Raw genomic sequence first — 15,340 nt, 5'->3', positions numbered from 1 at the left:
GTGGGAGGAACTTTTAAGCGTTTCGACAACACCGAAATCGTCGACGAGTTTGAACGGGTTGCGGTCCAGCTTCGCGCGCGTCCGGTTCGGTGGAAACCACGGAAACGGGCGGGTTACCAACCCCGTCTCGCGCCTGCCATAACAACATAACACCAGTCAGGAGATCTTCGAAATGTCCGCTATAGCCCAGCTGAAAGCAATGCCCGAAGCCCGTGCGGCCCTCAGGGAGATTTTGGGCCAGTTTGGTTGGGGCGCGTTGGCGATTGGTGGCGTCCGGGCCGCGTGGCGTAGCCGGCTTAAGCGACAGGAGCTTCCGCGGCAATTCCTGCTTGCTCTATGGGAGCATTGGGGAGATCGTGAGGCGATTGTCGACGGTGATCGTCGGGTCACCTTCGGTCAATTCAGGGATCGAGTTCTCCGCCTGACCAATGGCCTGCACCGGCTGGGTATCGGCGAAGGCGAGGCGGTGGCCGAGGTGATGCACAACGGCGCGCCATGGTTCGAATTGATGCTGGCTTGTACGCTCAGGGACAATCCCATGCCGATGCTCAATTGGCATCTCCAGCCCAAGGAGTTGGCGGAATGTATCAACAAGGCCTCGCCAAAGGCTCTGGTATTGGGGGGCGCCTTTGTGGAAGCGGTACAGTCGGTTCGTGATCAGTTGACCACCGTCGAACACTTCATCGTGGTTGATGCTGACGAGTTGCCCGAGGGTATGATCGCCTACGAGTCACTGATCCGGGACAGCCGGTCCATACTCCCAAGCGGCAAGCTGGGCATGGCCCCAAAGACCTACAGCGGCGGTACCACAGGGACGCCGAAATACATCAACATCGACCGGGACCGGCTGACATCGGATTCGGCCGAGGCGCGGCGGGGCGCCTCCAAGGAGGAGGTGACCCGGTTGGGGTTGATGCAGATATCGGCCTTTCATTTCTACAAGATCGGCAAAATCCGGGATCCGATCAGCAACAACATCCGCACGCTGATTCCGGGGCCGCTGTATCATGCCGGGGTACAGATCGCGGTGTTGCCGTTCTTTCTCGGCGGCACCGCGGTGCCCATGAGCAAGTTCGATCCCGAGCTCATGCTTAAACTTATTCAGGACGAGCGTATCAACTGGACCTTCGTCGCCCCGACCATGCTCGAGCGCATCCTGGCACTGCCCGAGGCTCTGAAGTCCCAATACGACCTTTCCAGCATGCGGGTAATCATTTGCGCGGCGGCGCCTTGTCCGCCCAAGGTCAAGCGCGAGATCAACGCGCTGTTCCGCCACCAGGGAGCGTCGGATGATGTCTTCCATGAATACTACGGCGCTTCGGAGAGCGGCCTGATCAGCGTTCTCGCCAGCGAGGACTACCAGGAGAACCCGAAGCGCTACGACAGCGTGGGCAAGCTGCGGGCGGCGGAATGCCGGATCTATGACGAGGAGACCGGCACCTGGACCCCACCCGGCAAGGAAGGGAAGGTGCTCGTGCGCTCTCCGATGGCCCTTGCGCTGAACTATGTCGGCCTCAGCGAAGAGAAGATGAAGGAGAATTACATCGAGGTCGAGGGCAAGCTCTGGTACGACGATGGTCTGATTGGTTACGTGGACGAGGATGGTTTTCTGTACCTGACTTCGCGGATCAAGGAAATGATCATCTCCGGCGGGGTGAATCTTTTTCCCAATGAGATCGAGACGGTTATCAAGCAGCATCCGGCGGTTCTTGACGTTGCCGTGGTGCGGGCGCCGGACAAGGACCTGGGCGAGGTGCCGGCGGCGGTAATTGAGCTCAAGGAGCACCAGCAGGCCACCCGCGAGGAGATCATCGAGCACTGCAAAAAGGAGGGATTGTACGGATTCAAGCTGCCGAAGATCGTGGACTTTGGCGAGCTGCCCCGCAACCTGGCCGGCAAGCTGCCGAAGAAGCAGCTTGAGGAGAAATACTGGGAAGGTGTCGCCCGGCACGGTTAGCGGGCTGTTGGAAATGCTCGGCGGCGGCACCCCCGGGGACTGGGCGATATCGCCATCCGGCTGATGGAAGTCCGGCGACGTGAATCGCATTCAATCCTGCCCCCGCGCAATCAGCTCCTTCATGATCTCGTTGGTGCCGCCGTAGATCTTCTGTACCCGGGCGTCGGCGTACAAGCGCGCGATGGGATACTCGAGCATGTAGCCGTAGCCGCCGAAGAATTGAAGGCACTCGTCGACGATCTCGCACTGCTTTTGCGTGCACCACCATTTGGCCATCGAGGCCGTCTCCGCGTCGAGTGCGCCGACGCCGATGATCAAGCGCTCGCCCGGCTGTTCGACGACCAGCAGCGAGACGCCCCTGGCGGCCTCGGCCGGATTGGTCTTGCAGACGACGATCAGCAGGCCGCAGTGATGGCCGTTGGAGATGAAGGTTTTCGACCCGTTGACCACATGTTCTCGCCCCGCCGTATTCCTCCGGCACGTCGGTGCACAGGAGGCCGGCGGCGCCTGCCCTGGTCCACAGCGCGCGCTCGACGTGCTGCTGGGCGTCCCAATGTTCTTCGAAGGGTGTGATTTCGGTGGCGATGAACTTACGGACGTTGTCGCGGAACAGCGTTAGTTCTTCGTCCATCCAGGGTGATTGATTAAACGTCATGGTGTCCATGGCCTCACATTGAGAACCCGCCGCCACAGAGCAGCGTCTGACCGCTGATGTAGTTCGACTCCGGAGTGCAAAACAGATAGACGGCCCCGGCGGCCTCGGCCGGCGTGCCGGCGCGACCGAGCGGCACCATGGCCTCCATGGTCTTGAGCAGATCGGGGTTGACGCCGACCTTGATCTTGCGGCCTTCCACGTCGATGCTCGCATCGGAGCCAGCCTCCGCCTCTGTGAGGCGCGTTTTGATCAGTCCGAAGGCCACGCAGTTGACGTTCACCTTGAGCCGGCCCCATTCCTTGGACATCGCCTTGGTCAGGCCGATCACCGCCGCCTTGGCGGCCGAATAGTTGGCCTGTCCGGCGTTGCCGCCGGTGCCGGCGATCGAGGCGATGTTGACCACCTTACGGAATACCTCGCGCCCTTCGGCGGCTTCTTTCTTGGCCTGCACGCGGAAGTATTCGGAGGCCGCGCGCAGAATGCGAAAGGGCGCCGTGGCGTGCACGTCCATGATCGCCTGCCACTGCTCATCGCTCATTTTCTGAATCACGTTGTCCCAGGTGTAGCCGGCGTTGTTGACGATGATGTCCAGACCGCCCAGCTGTTCGATTGCCGTGTTCACAAAGCGTTCGGCAAAATCCTCCTGTGTCACGCTGCCGATGCAGGTCACGGCCCTGCCGCCGGCGTCCTTGATCGCCGCGACCGTTTCCTCCGCTGGGGCGGCATCAAGATCGTTGACTACCACGCTGGCGCCTTCGGCGGCGAGTTTGAGGGCGATTTCCCGGCCTATCCCGCGCCCTGAGCCGCTGACGATGGCCACTTTATCTTGAAGTTTCATACGCAGTCCTGCTTTGTTGGTGATGGAAAGGACGTGTTTCAGGCCAGCGCCACCAGGGCGTCGCCGGCGAGCTTGACTTCCCCCTGTTTATCGACCACGCCGATCTCGAGCCGGGCCAGTGTTTCGTGGCCGTCCTCGGTGATTTCAACGATCTTGCCGGTGCAACTCAGCCGTGCGCCGACTGGCGTGATGGCGGCGAAGCGGACCGAGAACCGGCGCAGCCGGGTCTGCGGTGCCCACTGGGTCAGAAAGCGGCCCAAATAGGCCATCGGCAGCATGCCGTGCGCGAACACGTCCGGCATGCCAGAGGCCTTGGCAAAGTCGATGTCAATGTGGATCGGGTTGTGGTCACCCGAGGCGCCGGCGAACAGTGCCAGCGTCGCGCGCGTGATGGGCGGAAGCTCGAGTGGCGGAAGTGCTTCGCCGACCTTGACCTGGTCACGAGTGGGGGCGTTCATGCTGCGTTCTCCTGCGGGTTGCGGACGACGATCACGCTGCGTGCCTCGAGCACGGTCTCGCCAGTCGCGTCCTTGATCAGCGAATCCTTGACGATGAATTCGAGCGCACCGCTCTTCTTGCCGTAGATGTCGCTAATCTTTGACTCGACGCTGAGCACGTCGCCGGCACATACCGGCGCGTGATAGGTGAAGCTTTGCTCGCCGTGCAGGATGCGTCCGATCGGCACGTTCAGCGTTTCGAGCAACGTGGTCATGGTGCCGGCATCGAGGTCGGCGCCCATCAGAAAGGTTGGTGGTGCCGGCAGGCTGCGGTAGCCGGCTGCCCGGGCCGCAGACTCGTCGAGGTACTCGGGCCGCGTTTCGCCGGTGGCTTTGGCGAAAAAACGTAACCGCCCCTTCTCGACCTCGAAGCTGACGGTCGGCAGGCGCAGCCCGATGTGTTTAGTGTCGATCATAGTTCGTCCTCTTCAGGTGGCCTGGTACATCGTCACCACGCAGGCGCCGCCCAGGCCGAGATTGTGTTGGAGCGCAATGCGCGCACCTTCGACCTGGCGGTCCGCGGCCTGTCCTCGCAGCTGTTGGACCAGCTCGGTGCATTGCGCCAACCCGGTGGCGCCCAATGGATGACCCTTGGAAAGCAGCCCGCCCGAGGGGTTGGTAACCACGCGCCCACCGTGGGTGTTGTCGCCGTCCTCGACCATCTGCTCGCCGCCACCTTCCGGCGCCAGCCGCAGTGCTTCATAAGTCAGCAGCTCGTTGGTGGCGAAGCAGTCGTGCAGTTCCACGGCGTCGAGCTCCTCCGGACCGATGCCAGCGGCCTCGTAAACCTGATCGGCGGCGGCGCGCGTCATGTCATAGCCGACCAGTTGCATCATGTTGCGCGCCTCGAACGTGCTCGGTGTGTCGGTGGTCATCGCCTGCGCCAGGATGCGCACTCGGTGATCGAGAGCGTTGGCCCTGGCGAAGGCTTCGGAGCAGACGATGGCCGCCGCCGCGCCGCAGGTCGGCGGGCAGGCCATCAGGCGGGTCATTGGGCCGATCAACACCGGGGAGTCCATCACTTCCTCCACTGTCACTTCCTTGCGGAACAGCGCCACCGGGTTGCGCGCGGCATGCCGGCTCGCCTTGGCGCGTATTTTGGCGAAGGTCTCCGCCTTGGTGCCGTACTTGTCCATGTGCGCCATGCCCGCGCCGCCAAAATAGCGGATCGCCAGCGGCACCTCGGGCTGTCCCACCAGCTCCTCGCAGATCCGGTCAAAGGGTTCGAAGGGGGTCGGCCGGTCGTTGTAGTAGCTGCCCAGCGCTCCCGGCTTCATTTGCTCGAAGCCCAGGGCGATCACGCAGTCGGCGGCGCCGGACTCCACCGCCTGGCGCGCCAGGAACAGGGCGGTCGAGCCGGTGGAACAATTGTTGTTGACGTTGACCACGGGAATGCCGGTCATGCCGATTGGGTAGAGCGCTCGCTGGCCGCAGGTGGAATCGCCGTAGACATAGCCCACGTAGGCTTGCTCCACCTTGGCGTAGTCCAGTCCGGCATCGGCCAGGGCCTGACGCGCCGCCTCGGCACCCATCTGGTAGTAGGGCGCGCTGGCGCCGGGTTTCGCGAACGGCACCATGCCGACGCCGCTGATCACCGCTGTGTGTTTCATGCTTTTCTCCTTACCCTCTAGGTATCACCGTGCATTGCTTGTCGCACTGCATCCCGCACCACTTCCGGTCGCTCCATGGGCAGAAAATGGGTTGTTCCAGCCAGAACGTTCAACTCGGCGGAGGGTAGCAAGGCATGTAGGCGCCGGCGCGCCCTTGGCGAGAAGGTTGAGGCGCGTTCCGCGGCCAGTACGACCATCGGACACCGCAATCGTCGGACGGCGGGCCAGGGGTTGTGTTCGGTATGGGCAAAGGTGGTGCTTTCCCATTCCGGCGTACAGGCCAAGCGAAAACGATCATCATGGGCCACGAGGCCGTGCTCAACGTAGTTTTCCAGCCATGCTTCCGGCCAGGTTCTGAAGCCACCACGGCCACGAAAGTTCTCCAGTGCGGCGGCGCGCGAGTCAAACACCCTGCGGCGACGTGCGGCTCCGGCGGCCAGTGAAAACCGCTGTGACTGGCGTAGCAGCTTGGCCGACCACAATCGCCAGCCCTGCCAGGGATCCATGATCACCGGTTCCGCCAGGATCAAGCCCCGCACCTTGTCCGGTCGTCGGGCCGCGGCCATGATACTGGTCGTGGCACCGATCGAATGACCGGCAAGCCAGACAGGCTCATCCAGACTTTCCAGCCAAGCGACAAGGTCTTCGTAGTACGTTTCCCAACCGCGGAATGTTTTAATATCGGCCGCCTCGGCGCTGGCCCCGTGGCCCCGCATATCCCAGGCCAGCACGTTGCAATCGTCAGCCAATTCGTCGAGCAGCGAGCGGTAAACCTGGCTATGGAAGCCCGTCGCATGGGCCCAATGCAGGGTGGGGCGTTCGCGCGATCCGGGCCAGCGCCACAGCGCGATTTGCCGCCCGTCCGGGGCAGTGAATCCGTCACGCTCGATCACGTCACGCGTCTCAGTAGGATTTGGGTAAGCCAAGGACATGTTCTCCGATGTAGTTGAGCAGCATTTCGTTGTTGATTGGTGCAACCTCCATTAACCGTGCCGAAGGCCATAGCGTGATGATGTCGTAGTCCCGGTCGAAACCGTAGCCGCCGTGGGTCTGCAGGGCGGCCTCGACGGCTTTGACCGCCGCGCGAGAACCCAGCAATTTCGCCATGTTGGCATGAGAACCGGCATCGCCACCGGCGTCGAACGTCGCAGCCGCGTGGATCATCATCAGCCGTGCTGCCTCCAATTCGGCCTTGGCCTCGGCCAGCCGGTGCTGTATAGCCTGATAACCCCCGATGGGGGTGCCGAAAGGTTTGCGTTCGTTGGCGTAGGCCACTGCCTTTTTGAGAGCGTAATTGCCCAGGCCCACGGACATGGCGGTGACCAGCAGGCGCTCCGAATTCAGCGCCTCGAACATTCCGGCCAGGCCCTGTCCCGGGTTGCCGATCAAGCGACCCGCGTCGAGTTTGACGTCATCGAAAAAAACCAGGTATTGCCGCTCCGGCCAACCGACGTCGATATTCAGGGGCTGTAGTTCCACGCCGGGCGCGTCGGTATCCACCACGAACAAGGACATACCCTCGGTGCGTCGTTTGACTTCGCCGGCTTTTTGGGTGCGGGCCACGACCAGCATTCGATCGGCGTCCGCCGCACCGGAAATAAAAACCTTGCGCCCGGTCAGCCGATAGCCGTCACCATCCGGTGTCGCCAGCGTGGACATCGCGAAGCTGTTGGTCCCGGCATCCGGCTCGGTGATTGCGAAGCACAGTTTCTCGGCCCCGCTGATTGTCGGCTTGACGAACCGCTCTATTTGCCCGGGTGTGCCATTGCGGATGATCGGCACTCGCGCAAACCCAGTGAGCAACAGCATGGGCAGCACCAGCCCGGCCTCGGCCAGCGTTTCCATCAGCGCGACTAGTTCCACCTGGCCGCCGCCCGAGCCCCCCAGGTCCTCGGGAATGGTGATGCCAAGCAGCCCATATTCGCCCAGCGCTTCCCAGGCCTCCTGAGGGAATCGGTGATTATCGATGCATTCGCGCATGTATTCCCGGGAAAAGCCTTCGCTCACGACGCGGGTGGCCTCGCGAATGTCACGCATGCGTTCGGCTACGCGCGCTTGGTCGAACTGGGCTTCGGACGCGATGCTCATTATCGTCTCCTCCTTGCGCTCACCCCTCCGGGGTAAATAGGTTGCGTTTGCCATCGTGGTGCACGCGGCCCGTGCGATTGAGAAATTCCTCGTTCGTCATGGCATTGAGCAGGTCCGTGTCGGTGGGAGTGTTGGCAACAAACCGCCGGCCATCGCTCAGGCGGCCCAGCACAATACCCTGGACCGGGCGGTCGGCGCGGTCGTGCATGACAGTGTAGGTCTCGATGCGGGCCTTGCCCTGCGCCTGCTCCACCAGTTCCACGACGGGGCCGGCGTCGATCTCGGCTTGCAGCCCGGCCGGATCGATCGGCCGCCAACCGCCGACGGGCGGTCTTCCGCCGTAGAGCCCCAGCGAATGCTTGCTCATGTACCAGCCCACGCCGCTGACCAATCCAGTGGTGCTTCGGTCGGCGCGGATACGGTTCATGATCTCGGCGATGGCGTGGGTGCAATAGTTGTTGCCGGGCCCGCCATGGTAAGCCAAGCCACCCGTGACGGTCAGTGGCCGGGGATCATGCACGGAGATACCCAGCGCATCGCGCGCCATCTGTACAGCGCTGGGGAAACAGCTGTACAGGTCCAGGTGATCGATCGCGTCGATCCCGAGTCCGCTGGTCGCTGCCAGCCGCTCGCCGCAGGCGGTGATCGCCGGCGAGCGGGAAAGATCCGCCCGCTGGGAGACGAACCAATGATCGTGGCCGTTTGCCGCGGCCAGGGGGTACACCCAGCGTTCAGGCTCGATGCCCAGCCGCCGGGCCTTGGCCGCCGACATCATCACCAGCGCGGCGGCCTGATCCACCGCGATGAGGGCGTTCATGTGCTTGGTGTAGGGCGCGCCGACCATGCGATTTTTGGGTGAGCGCTCGGCGATGTCGGCCGCCGATAAAGGTTCGCGGCGCCAAGCTCGCGGATTGTCGACCGCGACGGCGTTGAATCGGGCATAGAATTCGCCCAGCATTCGTCGGTGCTCGACTGGGTTAAGGCCGTAGCGGCCCCGCAGCGCCTGCTCGAACAACGGATAAATCTGGATGGGCAGATTGAGTCCGTGGCGTTGTTCCGCCGAATTGGTCGGCTCGCGGTCATCGCCGAGCAGTCGCGGGCCCTCGCCGGTGGCGGTGTCCAGCACTCCGGACAGGCCGGCGCCCTTGCCGCGCATCTGCGTGGCCAGCGCCTCGCCGCCCGCGATCAAGATACAATCGAGACCGCCGGCGGCGATGCGATCGGCGTAGTAACCGACCAGCCATTGACCCATGTTCCCGCCTATCGGGGTGTAGAAGCGCTCGCCGGGGTCGATGCCCAGGTGCCGCGCCAGGGTGGACGGGGCATCGGAATAAGACGGCGCCAATATGTTGAGACACGTTAACGACTGGATCTGACCCAGCACCCCGGTCACACCGCAGTCCGCGGCCGCGGCCCGTGCAGCCTCGGCGACCAAACCGATGGGGGTGCGCTCGGGATCCGGTTCGCGCGCGGTGATCTGGCCGGCGCCGACCAGCACCGGTGTTGTTTCCTCATGAGTGGTCATCGGCGAGTAGCCTCCGCAACGGGATCATCACCGGAAAAACGCCTGCTGCTGGACGTCAGCCTTGAGTCACCTGATAGCCATCCTGCCGGATAGGCCTTTTTGAAATGGTAATGAGCCATGGGCAGGTGCTTCGCTCTCCAAAGCATCTCGAAAGAGGTAGACGGTCGCAGCATGGGCGCGTCGCCGTGGCGGTCGAAGTAATAGCTGTTCGAGGTCGCGCAGTTGTGGTTCAGGAACACGGTCCCCTGCTGGCGCTTCTGGATGTTCTGGAAGTAGCGATCGTGCACGTCCTGGCGGATCTCCACGCAGGTCGCGTCACGCTCGTGGGCGGCCTCGATACAGCGCACCACGTGAATCGCGTTGCCCTCGACCATTTTGAAATAGGACGAACCGATCAGCGCGTACGGTCCCAGCATGATGTAGAAGTTGGGGTAGCCGGGCACCGTGAGACCCTCGTAGGCCTGGTACCGGTTTTCTTCCCAGAACTCGCCCAGATCCGTGCCGTTACGTCCCGCGACTTCGTAGGACGGCAGGTTGCCCTTCTCGAAAACCTTGTAGCCAGTCGCCAGGATCAGCACGTCGATCTCGCGCTCGGCGCCGTCGGAGGTCTCGATGCCCCCGGCCGTGATGCGCCGGATGGGCGTGGTGACCAGATCGACGTTATCCCTGGCGAAAGTGGCGAAGTACTCGTTGGAGAAGGTGGGCCGCTTGCAGCCGAAACCGTATTGGGGCGTTAACTTGTCCCACAGCTCCGGGTTGTCCGGCAACTGCTCGCGCATGTTGTTCACGCCGGCGTGCTCGGCCCAACGTACCAGCCAGGGCATGTGCCGGTAGTATACCGCCGCGATGATCATCAAGGATTCGGTCAGGGCATCGGTGGTGGCGCGCACCCCCTGCTGGGCCAGCCCCGACCAGCGGAACACGGTGCGCAGCCAGCCGGGCAGGCGGGCGTCCGGTTTCTTGAGGACCCAGATGGGCGTGCGCTGATAGACATCAAGGTGCGCCACCTTCGGGGCGATCTCGGGAATGAGCTGCACCGCCGTGGCGCCGGTGCCGATCACCGCCACGCGCTTGCCGGTGAGATCCACATTGTAGTCCCAGCGCGCGGTGTGCATGCGCTCGCCCTGAAAATCCTCGACACCGTCGATATCCGGCAGCTTGGGCGAGATCAATCCGCCGGTGGCGGACACCAGATGGCGGGCGGTGACCAGCCCCTTGTCGGTTGTCACCCGCCACAAGTGGGCGTCTTCGTCGAACTCGGCCCGGTCCACGCTGACGCCGAAGCGTATGTAGGGATAGAGGCCGTATTTGCTGGCCACGCGGCGGGCGTAGTTCTGCAGCTCGTCGCCCGGGGCGAAGACCCGCGACCAGTTCGGATTCTGCTCGAAGGAAAAAGAGTAGACGAAAGAAGTGATGTCCACCGCCACGCCGGGGTAGCGGTTGTCGCGCCAGGTGCCGCCGACGTCGGCGGCACGCTCGATGATCGATAAGGATTTCATGCCGCGGCTGAGAAGCTCGATGGCCGCGCCCATTCCGGCGAAGCCGGCGCCGATGATCAAAATCTCGTGGTCGGGTTCAGCGCTCCCGTGGCGCGGCGCCCGCTGGCCACGACGGCTTTGTTGAATCCGGTCCTCCGCGACATTCATAGTGGTCCTCCTTCCAGTTTTTAGCAGGCCGCTTAGCCGCTATGCGCGAGGCGCAGTTTCGTCCGTGCCACGGCCCGGGTGCATGCTACGGGCGCCGACAAATGCCGGCGCATAAAGCCGACTATTTCGGTAACGTCCTGGCGCGCCTCCGGCAACATGGAATGAAACACCGGCCACACATGTGGCATATTCCAGCGGGCGCGCAGGGTCACGGCCACGCCGGCCTGGCGCGCACGGTGCGCTACCCGATAGGCATCATCACGCAGGGCCTCGGATTCGCTCACAGTGAGCATAAGAGGCGGCAGGCCACGGAAATCGCCGTATATCGGTGAGACATAGGGATCCCGGGGATCATGGCCGGCCAGATACAGATTGGTGGCCATCTCGATCATGCGTGGAGTCAGCATGGCATCGCTGGCCGCGTTGGCCTGGCGCGATGGTGCATCGCCAACCGCATCGGCGCCGGGCGAGATCGACACGGCGCAGGCTGGCATGCGGGGGGAGGGATCGGGCGAGGCGGCCTGCGCATCGCGCAGCCTCAGCAGCGTGGCCAGAGTGAGGTTGCCACCCGCGGAATCTCCGATCAGGGCCAGCGGCTCGTCAGGATAGTCCTCCGCCAGCGCCCTGTAGGCATGGTGGGCATCGTCGAGGGCGGCCGGATAGGGCGCCTCCGGCGCTAGGCGGTAGTCGATCCAGAACACGCGTGCGTTCAGTCTCTTGGCCAGTTGCCCGCAAAGCTCCGCATAAGTACGGAAACGGCCACTGATAAAAGCACCACCGTGGAGATACAGCACGGTGGCCGTGGGCTGACTGGGACTGACACGCACCGCCGGCACACCGGGGGGTACCGCTGGTTCATTGCCAATGGTGGTCTTGCGCGCGGTGACCCCGGACGGCAGCCCGCCCGGCAGGCGGGCCACCGCGGCGATGCGCCGTAACCGCGTCACCAGCTCGTCGGGGTTAGCCGGCTCGCGCTTCATCAGTAGCCGAAAACCACGGTCGGCAACTCTTGCCGAGAATGATGTCATGATTTGCCTCCTGCCGGATATCAGCCCCCGGCCAGGCGATACGCCTCGCCCAGCGCGCGAGCGTATAGCCGCGGCGCGTAGCGCTTGAACCGCCACATGAAACGCCCGTCGAACTGCGGCACCACATAAAGCTGCTTTCGGTCGAGGGCGTCCAGGGTCTGGCGTGCCACCTGGTCGCTGGTGGCGAAGGCCCACTTGCGCATGGCCGCGTGGGCGAAATCGCCGCGGTTCTCGGGCAGGCGCGCCTTGTCCAGGATATTGGTGGGTACCACGGTGGGACACAGGGCCGAAACATGCACGCCGGTGCCGGTCAGCTCGGCCGCCAGAGTTTCGGAGAGCGAAAGTACCGCGGACTTGGTCACGTTATACGCACTCATCTCCGGCGCCGCGCCGAAACCGGCGGCCGAAGCCACGTTGACAATGCCGCCGTAGCCCAGTGCGCGCAGCTTGGGTGCGAAGAAGTGACAACCATGGATGACACCCCAGAGATTGACCTTGAGGCACCAGCGCCAATCGTCAAGCGGCACTTCTCCGATGCGGCCGCCTACGCCCACCCCGGCGTTATTGACCACCAACGTCATTGGCCGTCCGAGCAGCGATTCGGCCTTGTCGGCGAGCGTGGCCATCTGCTTTTCGCTGCCTACGTCGCAGCGGTAAGGGACAGCCCGACCTTCGCCCAACTCCGAGAGTATGCTGGCGGTTTGCTCGGCGCGCTGGCGGTCTATATCCGCGCAGATCACTGATCCGCCACGGCGCACGATCTCATAGGCGAAGCTGCGGCCGATACCGCTGCCCGCCCCCGTTACCAGGGCCGCTGCCTGCTCGGAGGGTTTCAGTGTTTTACGCTTGGCACCGCTCACGCCGCCGCCACTCGTTCCGCTGTTGTGTCACGCCTGTTATCGTCATGCCATTGCCGGAATGCTTGGTAAGCCTGCTGGGCATCGCCGGTTTCCTCGTAGGCGCGCTTCCAGGCGTGGATGACTTCCCGGTTATCGGCGTCCCATGGATGGAAGCGGGGGGAGAGAAACGGCAGCGTATCGATCACAAAAGCTCGGGTGAAGATCCCGGGTGCGAAGTACAACCACTTAATGGCGCGCAGTGCCGAGGGAATGTTCGTGAGCTGCCTATCCTTCCAGAGGAAATACAGCCAGTTGCCGTGCACCAGAGGCAGGAAAAGGGCTGTACCCAGAGCGAGCGTCGCCATGCGGATCGCGTAAGCGCGGACGCCGCCGCCGCTCACCTCTCCGAACACATCGAAGCTGACTGACTTGTGCTCCGTCTCCTCCACGAAGTGCCAGAACAGCATGGCAGCGACTTCCAGCCTGGTATCGTCCCACAGTTCCGGATGATCGAGCATGACCTGGGAAATCACGGCCGTGAAATGCTCGAAGTTCGCGGCCATGGCGCATTGGGTGACACCGCCCAGGTAGCGTTGAAGGGGCTTTCTGATCGCCTTGAACACGGCCTCCGCCCGGTCTATTGGAATGCCGTGCGCGACCATCGCTTCATTCATGGCGTCATGCTCCCGTGCATGGGTGCGTTCCTGTCGAATAAAGCTGATCGCGGCTTTGCGCACTGACGGATCGTGAAGATTCTCGAGTTGCTTACTCGTGGCCTGCATGACCCAGCGCTCGCCGTCCGGCACCGCGGCCAGGATCGCGTTCATCCAATGGGTCATCCACGGATCATTGTTGAACCAATGGCGTGGCACCGTCTCCGGACTCATGCCGAAATTCAAATCCCTATGCTCGACTTCATCGTAACCAATCTTGCGGCTTGCGATCACCATGTCGGCCTCCTGAGTAGTTCGACTGTTGAATCACTCTATTTGGGCGATTGACCAAATGTCAAGGCCCGAAAAAAGCAGTCAGTGGATATCTTCGCGCGCCGGCAAACAGACCGCGCCAGACCGGCGGGAAAGGTCGGTCGAGGTACGTACAAAAGAAAGGAAACGGAATGCCGAAGCGTGGTACCGGGCGACCTTAGGGGGCAGGGGGTAGAGTGTGCCGGGAACCGGCGTGCTGCCGGTACTGATCGGGCGAAAGACCGAACCAGCGTTTGAAGGCACGCCTGAAATTGGCTCCGTCATGATAGTTCATCAACGCGGCGATGGCTTCGATCGACAGCTTGCTGTCACACAGGTAGCTTGTCGCTTGCCGGGATAGGATTTCGTCACGAATTTTCCTAAAACTACTGTTTTCCTCCTTGAGCTTGCGAGCGAGGGTGCGTTTGCTCATGAAAAGGGAGGCCGCTGCTTCGTCTTCGCTGAGCGAACCGGGGGGTCTCGATAGCATCATCTTCTTAAGCCGGGTCTGGTAGCTAGGCTTGTGGGTCTGAAGCTCGGCAAGCATCGATTCACACTGCTCAAGGGCCAGACGGTAATTTTCATGATTGGCGGAGGCGTTCGGTTCCCGGCACAGTGCCATCGGCAGTTTAAGCGTGAACTTATCGGCACCAAAACGAATACGCCCGGGCAAATAGTCCAAGTACATCGCGCGGTACTCAGGTGCTCGGTGGGTAAAACAAATTTCAGCCTCATGTAGTGGGCGACCGACAACGAACTCGCCGAATTCAAGCAGCACCACGATCATGGTATCCGCCAGGCAACGCTCGATATCCGCGTCCAGCGGCACTTGGAAGTCCAGTCGGCATTCCAGGTGTTCTTCAGCCTGCTGCAGGTGTAGCTCGACGATGCTTGCGCGAGTAGGTAGGAATGTCTGTATCGCCTGTAGCGCGCTGAGCAGGTCCGGACTGCTCGAGGCGGCAAAACCGATGGCGCCGTGGGTCGCCGGGGTCAGGCGCTTACCCAGCCGTAAGCCGAATTCAAACTGGCCGGACAACGCCAGTGCATTGCGCAAAATCCGCACCTGGTGAGCTGGCGTGAGCAGACTGTCCTCGCCCAGAAATTGCGCGATACCGAGACCGGTACCTTGCAGCAACGAAGGTAGCTGGCTGACGGTTAAGTCCAGCTCGCGGGCAATAAGTCGTGAATAGTTCGACGGAATGCCGCCTTCCGAAGCTTTCAGTTCACCCTTCTGCTGTGTCATTGATACTGTCCGTTGATAGGCATGCCTGTCTTTAAATGACCCCAGTGTGTCAATAAATGACCTCCCCGGCAAGCGGATCAACAACCACGATGCAGTCATTAAGTTACTTGCTGGAGAAAGGCCTTGGGTAAGATTACGTTCATTGAGCATGACAGTACCGAGCACATTGCCGAGTTTGAATCTGGTTCCTCGCTGATGCAGGTTGCTGTTAATAACGCTGTGCCCGGCATCGACGGAGATTGCGGTGGGGAATGCGCCTGCGGCACCTGCCACGTGATAGTGACCGATGAATGGTTCGGCAAGACCGGGGAAATAAATGATGCTGAAGAGCAGATGTTGTCCATGACTCCGGAGCGGGCAGAAACCTCTCGGCTGGGCTGTCAGATCCGAACCACCGAGGCGATGGACGGTATGACCGTTCTGTTGCCTGAATTTCAGATGTAGCGGGA

The 15,340-nt window shown here is 62.3% G+C and carries 15 protein-coding genes and 1 pseudogene; 2 read left to right on the top strand and 14 right to left on the bottom strand.

Annotation, left to right across the window (positions count from 1 at the left end):
* Window positions 1–172: 172 nt before the first annotated feature.
* Window positions 173–1,957 (top strand): AMP-binding protein, encoded by a 1,785-nt coding sequence (locus tag CGS25_RS03605; RefSeq protein WP_101674615.1) that lies wholly within the window; start codon window positions 173–175, stop codon window positions 1,955–1,957.
* A 90-nt stretch (window positions 1,958–2,047) separates the two neighbouring features.
* On the opposite strand, the gene CGS25_RS19390 is transcribed toward CGS25_RS03605, so the two are convergent.
* The 14 genes and pseudogenes from CGS25_RS19390 to CGS25_RS03540 all read right to left on the bottom strand — a co-directional run bounded on the left by CGS25_RS19390 (window position 2,048) and on the right by CGS25_RS03540 (window position 14,891).
* Window positions 2,048–2,407, bottom strand: coding sequence for an acyl-CoA dehydrogenase family protein (locus tag CGS25_RS19390; RefSeq protein ID WP_408608716.1), 360 nt, complete (start codon window positions 2,405–2,407; stop codon window positions 2,048–2,050).
* 64 nt (window positions 2,408–2,471) lie between these two features.
* Window positions 2,472–2,588 (bottom strand): annotated as a pseudogene (locus CGS25_RS19385) (acyl-CoA dehydrogenase family protein); the annotation flags it as partial.
* Window positions 2,589–2,625: 37 nt separating this feature from the next.
* Entirely contained in the window at window positions 2,626–3,432 is an 807-nt protein-coding gene (locus tag CGS25_RS03595) for an SDR family NAD(P)-dependent oxidoreductase (protein ID WP_232802238.1), read from the bottom strand.
* Between the two features lie 56 nt (window positions 3,433–3,488).
* A complete protein-coding gene (locus tag CGS25_RS03590) occupies window positions 3,489–3,908 on the bottom strand; it encodes a MaoC family dehydratase (RefSeq protein ID WP_067610063.1) in 420 nt (139 codons plus the stop codon).
* Window positions 3,905–4,363, bottom strand: coding sequence for a MaoC family dehydratase N-terminal domain-containing protein (locus CGS25_RS03585; protein WP_014994410.1), 459 nt, complete (start codon window positions 4,361–4,363; stop codon window positions 3,905–3,907). The genes CGS25_RS03590 and CGS25_RS03585 overlap by 4 nt, the downstream gene beginning before the upstream one ends.
* Window positions 4,364–4,375: 12 nt before the next feature.
* Window positions 4,376–5,557, bottom strand: a complete 1,182-nt coding sequence (locus CGS25_RS03580) for a lipid-transfer protein (RefSeq protein WP_014994411.1) — start codon at window positions 5,555–5,557, stop codon at window positions 4,376–4,378.
* A 17-nt stretch (window positions 5,558–5,574) separates the two neighbouring features.
* Window positions 5,575–6,450 (bottom strand): alpha/beta fold hydrolase, encoded by an 876-nt coding sequence (locus tag CGS25_RS03575; protein ID WP_232802237.1) that lies wholly within the window; start codon window positions 6,448–6,450, stop codon window positions 5,575–5,577.
* A gap of 10 nt (window positions 6,451–6,460) precedes the next feature.
* Complete coding sequence (locus CGS25_RS03570; protein ID WP_089033102.1) at window positions 6,461–7,645, bottom strand: acyl-CoA dehydrogenase family protein; 1,185 nt, start codon at window positions 7,643–7,645, stop codon at window positions 6,461–6,463.
* Between the two features lie 19 nt (window positions 7,646–7,664).
* On the bottom strand, window positions 7,665–9,170 hold the full coding sequence (locus CGS25_RS03565; protein WP_101674613.1) for an acetyl-CoA acetyltransferase: 1,506 nt from the start codon (window positions 9,168–9,170) through the stop codon (window positions 7,665–7,667).
* Window positions 9,167–10,816, bottom strand: coding sequence for a flavin-containing monooxygenase (locus CGS25_RS03560; RefSeq protein WP_101674612.1), 1,650 nt, complete (start codon window positions 10,814–10,816; stop codon window positions 9,167–9,169). The genes CGS25_RS03565 and CGS25_RS03560 overlap by 4 nt, the downstream gene beginning before the upstream one ends.
* A 32-nt stretch (window positions 10,817–10,848) precedes the next feature.
* On the bottom strand, window positions 10,849–11,844 hold the full coding sequence (locus CGS25_RS03555) for an alpha/beta hydrolase (RefSeq protein ID WP_269800679.1): 996 nt from the start codon (window positions 11,842–11,844) through the stop codon (window positions 10,849–10,851).
* Between the two features lie 20 nt (window positions 11,845–11,864).
* The gene (locus CGS25_RS03550; protein ID WP_067610075.1) at window positions 11,865–12,704 is read right to left on the bottom strand and encodes an SDR family NAD(P)-dependent oxidoreductase; all 840 of its coding nucleotides are present in this window, start codon (window positions 12,702–12,704) and stop codon (window positions 11,865–11,867) included.
* Complete coding sequence (locus CGS25_RS03545) at window positions 12,701–13,633, bottom strand: metal-dependent hydrolase (RefSeq protein WP_067610079.1); 933 nt, start codon at window positions 13,631–13,633, stop codon at window positions 12,701–12,703. The genes CGS25_RS03550 and CGS25_RS03545 overlap by 4 nt, the downstream gene beginning before the upstream one ends.
* Before the next feature lie 193 nt (window positions 13,634–13,826).
* Window positions 13,827–14,891 carry an AraC family transcriptional regulator gene (locus tag CGS25_RS03540; protein ID WP_101674611.1) on the bottom strand — a complete coding sequence of 355 codons (1,065 nt, stop codon included), beginning with the start codon at window positions 14,889–14,891 and terminating at the stop codon, window positions 13,827–13,829.
* A gap of 123 nt (window positions 14,892–15,014) precedes the next feature.
* Between CGS25_RS03540 and CGS25_RS03535 the strand changes: the two genes are divergently transcribed.
* A complete protein-coding gene (locus CGS25_RS03535) occupies window positions 15,015–15,335 on the top strand; it encodes a 2Fe-2S iron-sulfur cluster-binding protein (protein WP_014994420.1) in 321 nt (106 codons plus the stop codon).
* Window positions 15,336–15,340 lie beyond the last annotated feature (5 nt).

This window comes from Alloalcanivorax mobilis (assembly GCF_002864685.1).
GTDB classification, from domain to species: Bacteria; Pseudomonadota; Gammaproteobacteria; order Pseudomonadales; family Alcanivoracaceae; genus Alloalcanivorax; species Alloalcanivorax mobilis.
This window is presented reverse-complemented; position numbering and strand designations above follow the sequence as displayed.

Coding starts and splice junctions, on each gene's coding strand:
- CGS25_RS03560 (WP_101674612.1), bottom strand. CDS start 10,816: ATGAATGTCGCGGAGGACCGGATTCAACAAAGCCGTCGTGGCCAGCGG.
- CGS25_RS03590 (WP_067610063.1), bottom strand. CDS start 3,908: ATGAACGCCCCCACTCGTGACCAGGTCAAGGTCGGCGAAGCACTTCCG.
- CGS25_RS03605 (WP_101674615.1), top strand. CDS start 173: ATGTCCGCTATAGCCCAGCTGAAAGCAATGCCCGAAGCCCGTGCGGCC.
- CGS25_RS03570 (WP_089033102.1), bottom strand. CDS start 7,645: ATGAGCATCGCGTCCGAAGCCCAGTTCGACCAAGCGCGCGTAGCCGAA.
- CGS25_RS03545 (WP_067610079.1), bottom strand. CDS start 13,633: ATGGTGATCGCAAGCCGCAAGATTGGTTACGATGAAGTCGAGCATAGG.
- CGS25_RS03555 (WP_269800679.1), bottom strand. CDS start 11,844: ATGACATCATTCTCGGCAAGAGTTGCCGACCGTGGTTTTCGGCTACTG.
- CGS25_RS03540 (WP_101674611.1), bottom strand. CDS start 14,891: ATGACACAGCAGAAGGGTGAACTGAAAGCTTCGGAAGGCGGCATTCCG.
- CGS25_RS03580 (WP_014994411.1), bottom strand. CDS start 5,557: ATGAAACACACAGCGGTGATCAGCGGCGTCGGCATGGTGCCGTTCGCG.
- CGS25_RS03585 (WP_014994410.1), bottom strand. CDS start 4,363: ATGATCGACACTAAACACATCGGGCTGCGCCTGCCGACCGTCAGCTTC.
- CGS25_RS03565 (WP_101674613.1), bottom strand. CDS start 9,170: ATGACCACTCATGAGGAAACAACACCGGTGCTGGTCGGCGCCGGCCAG.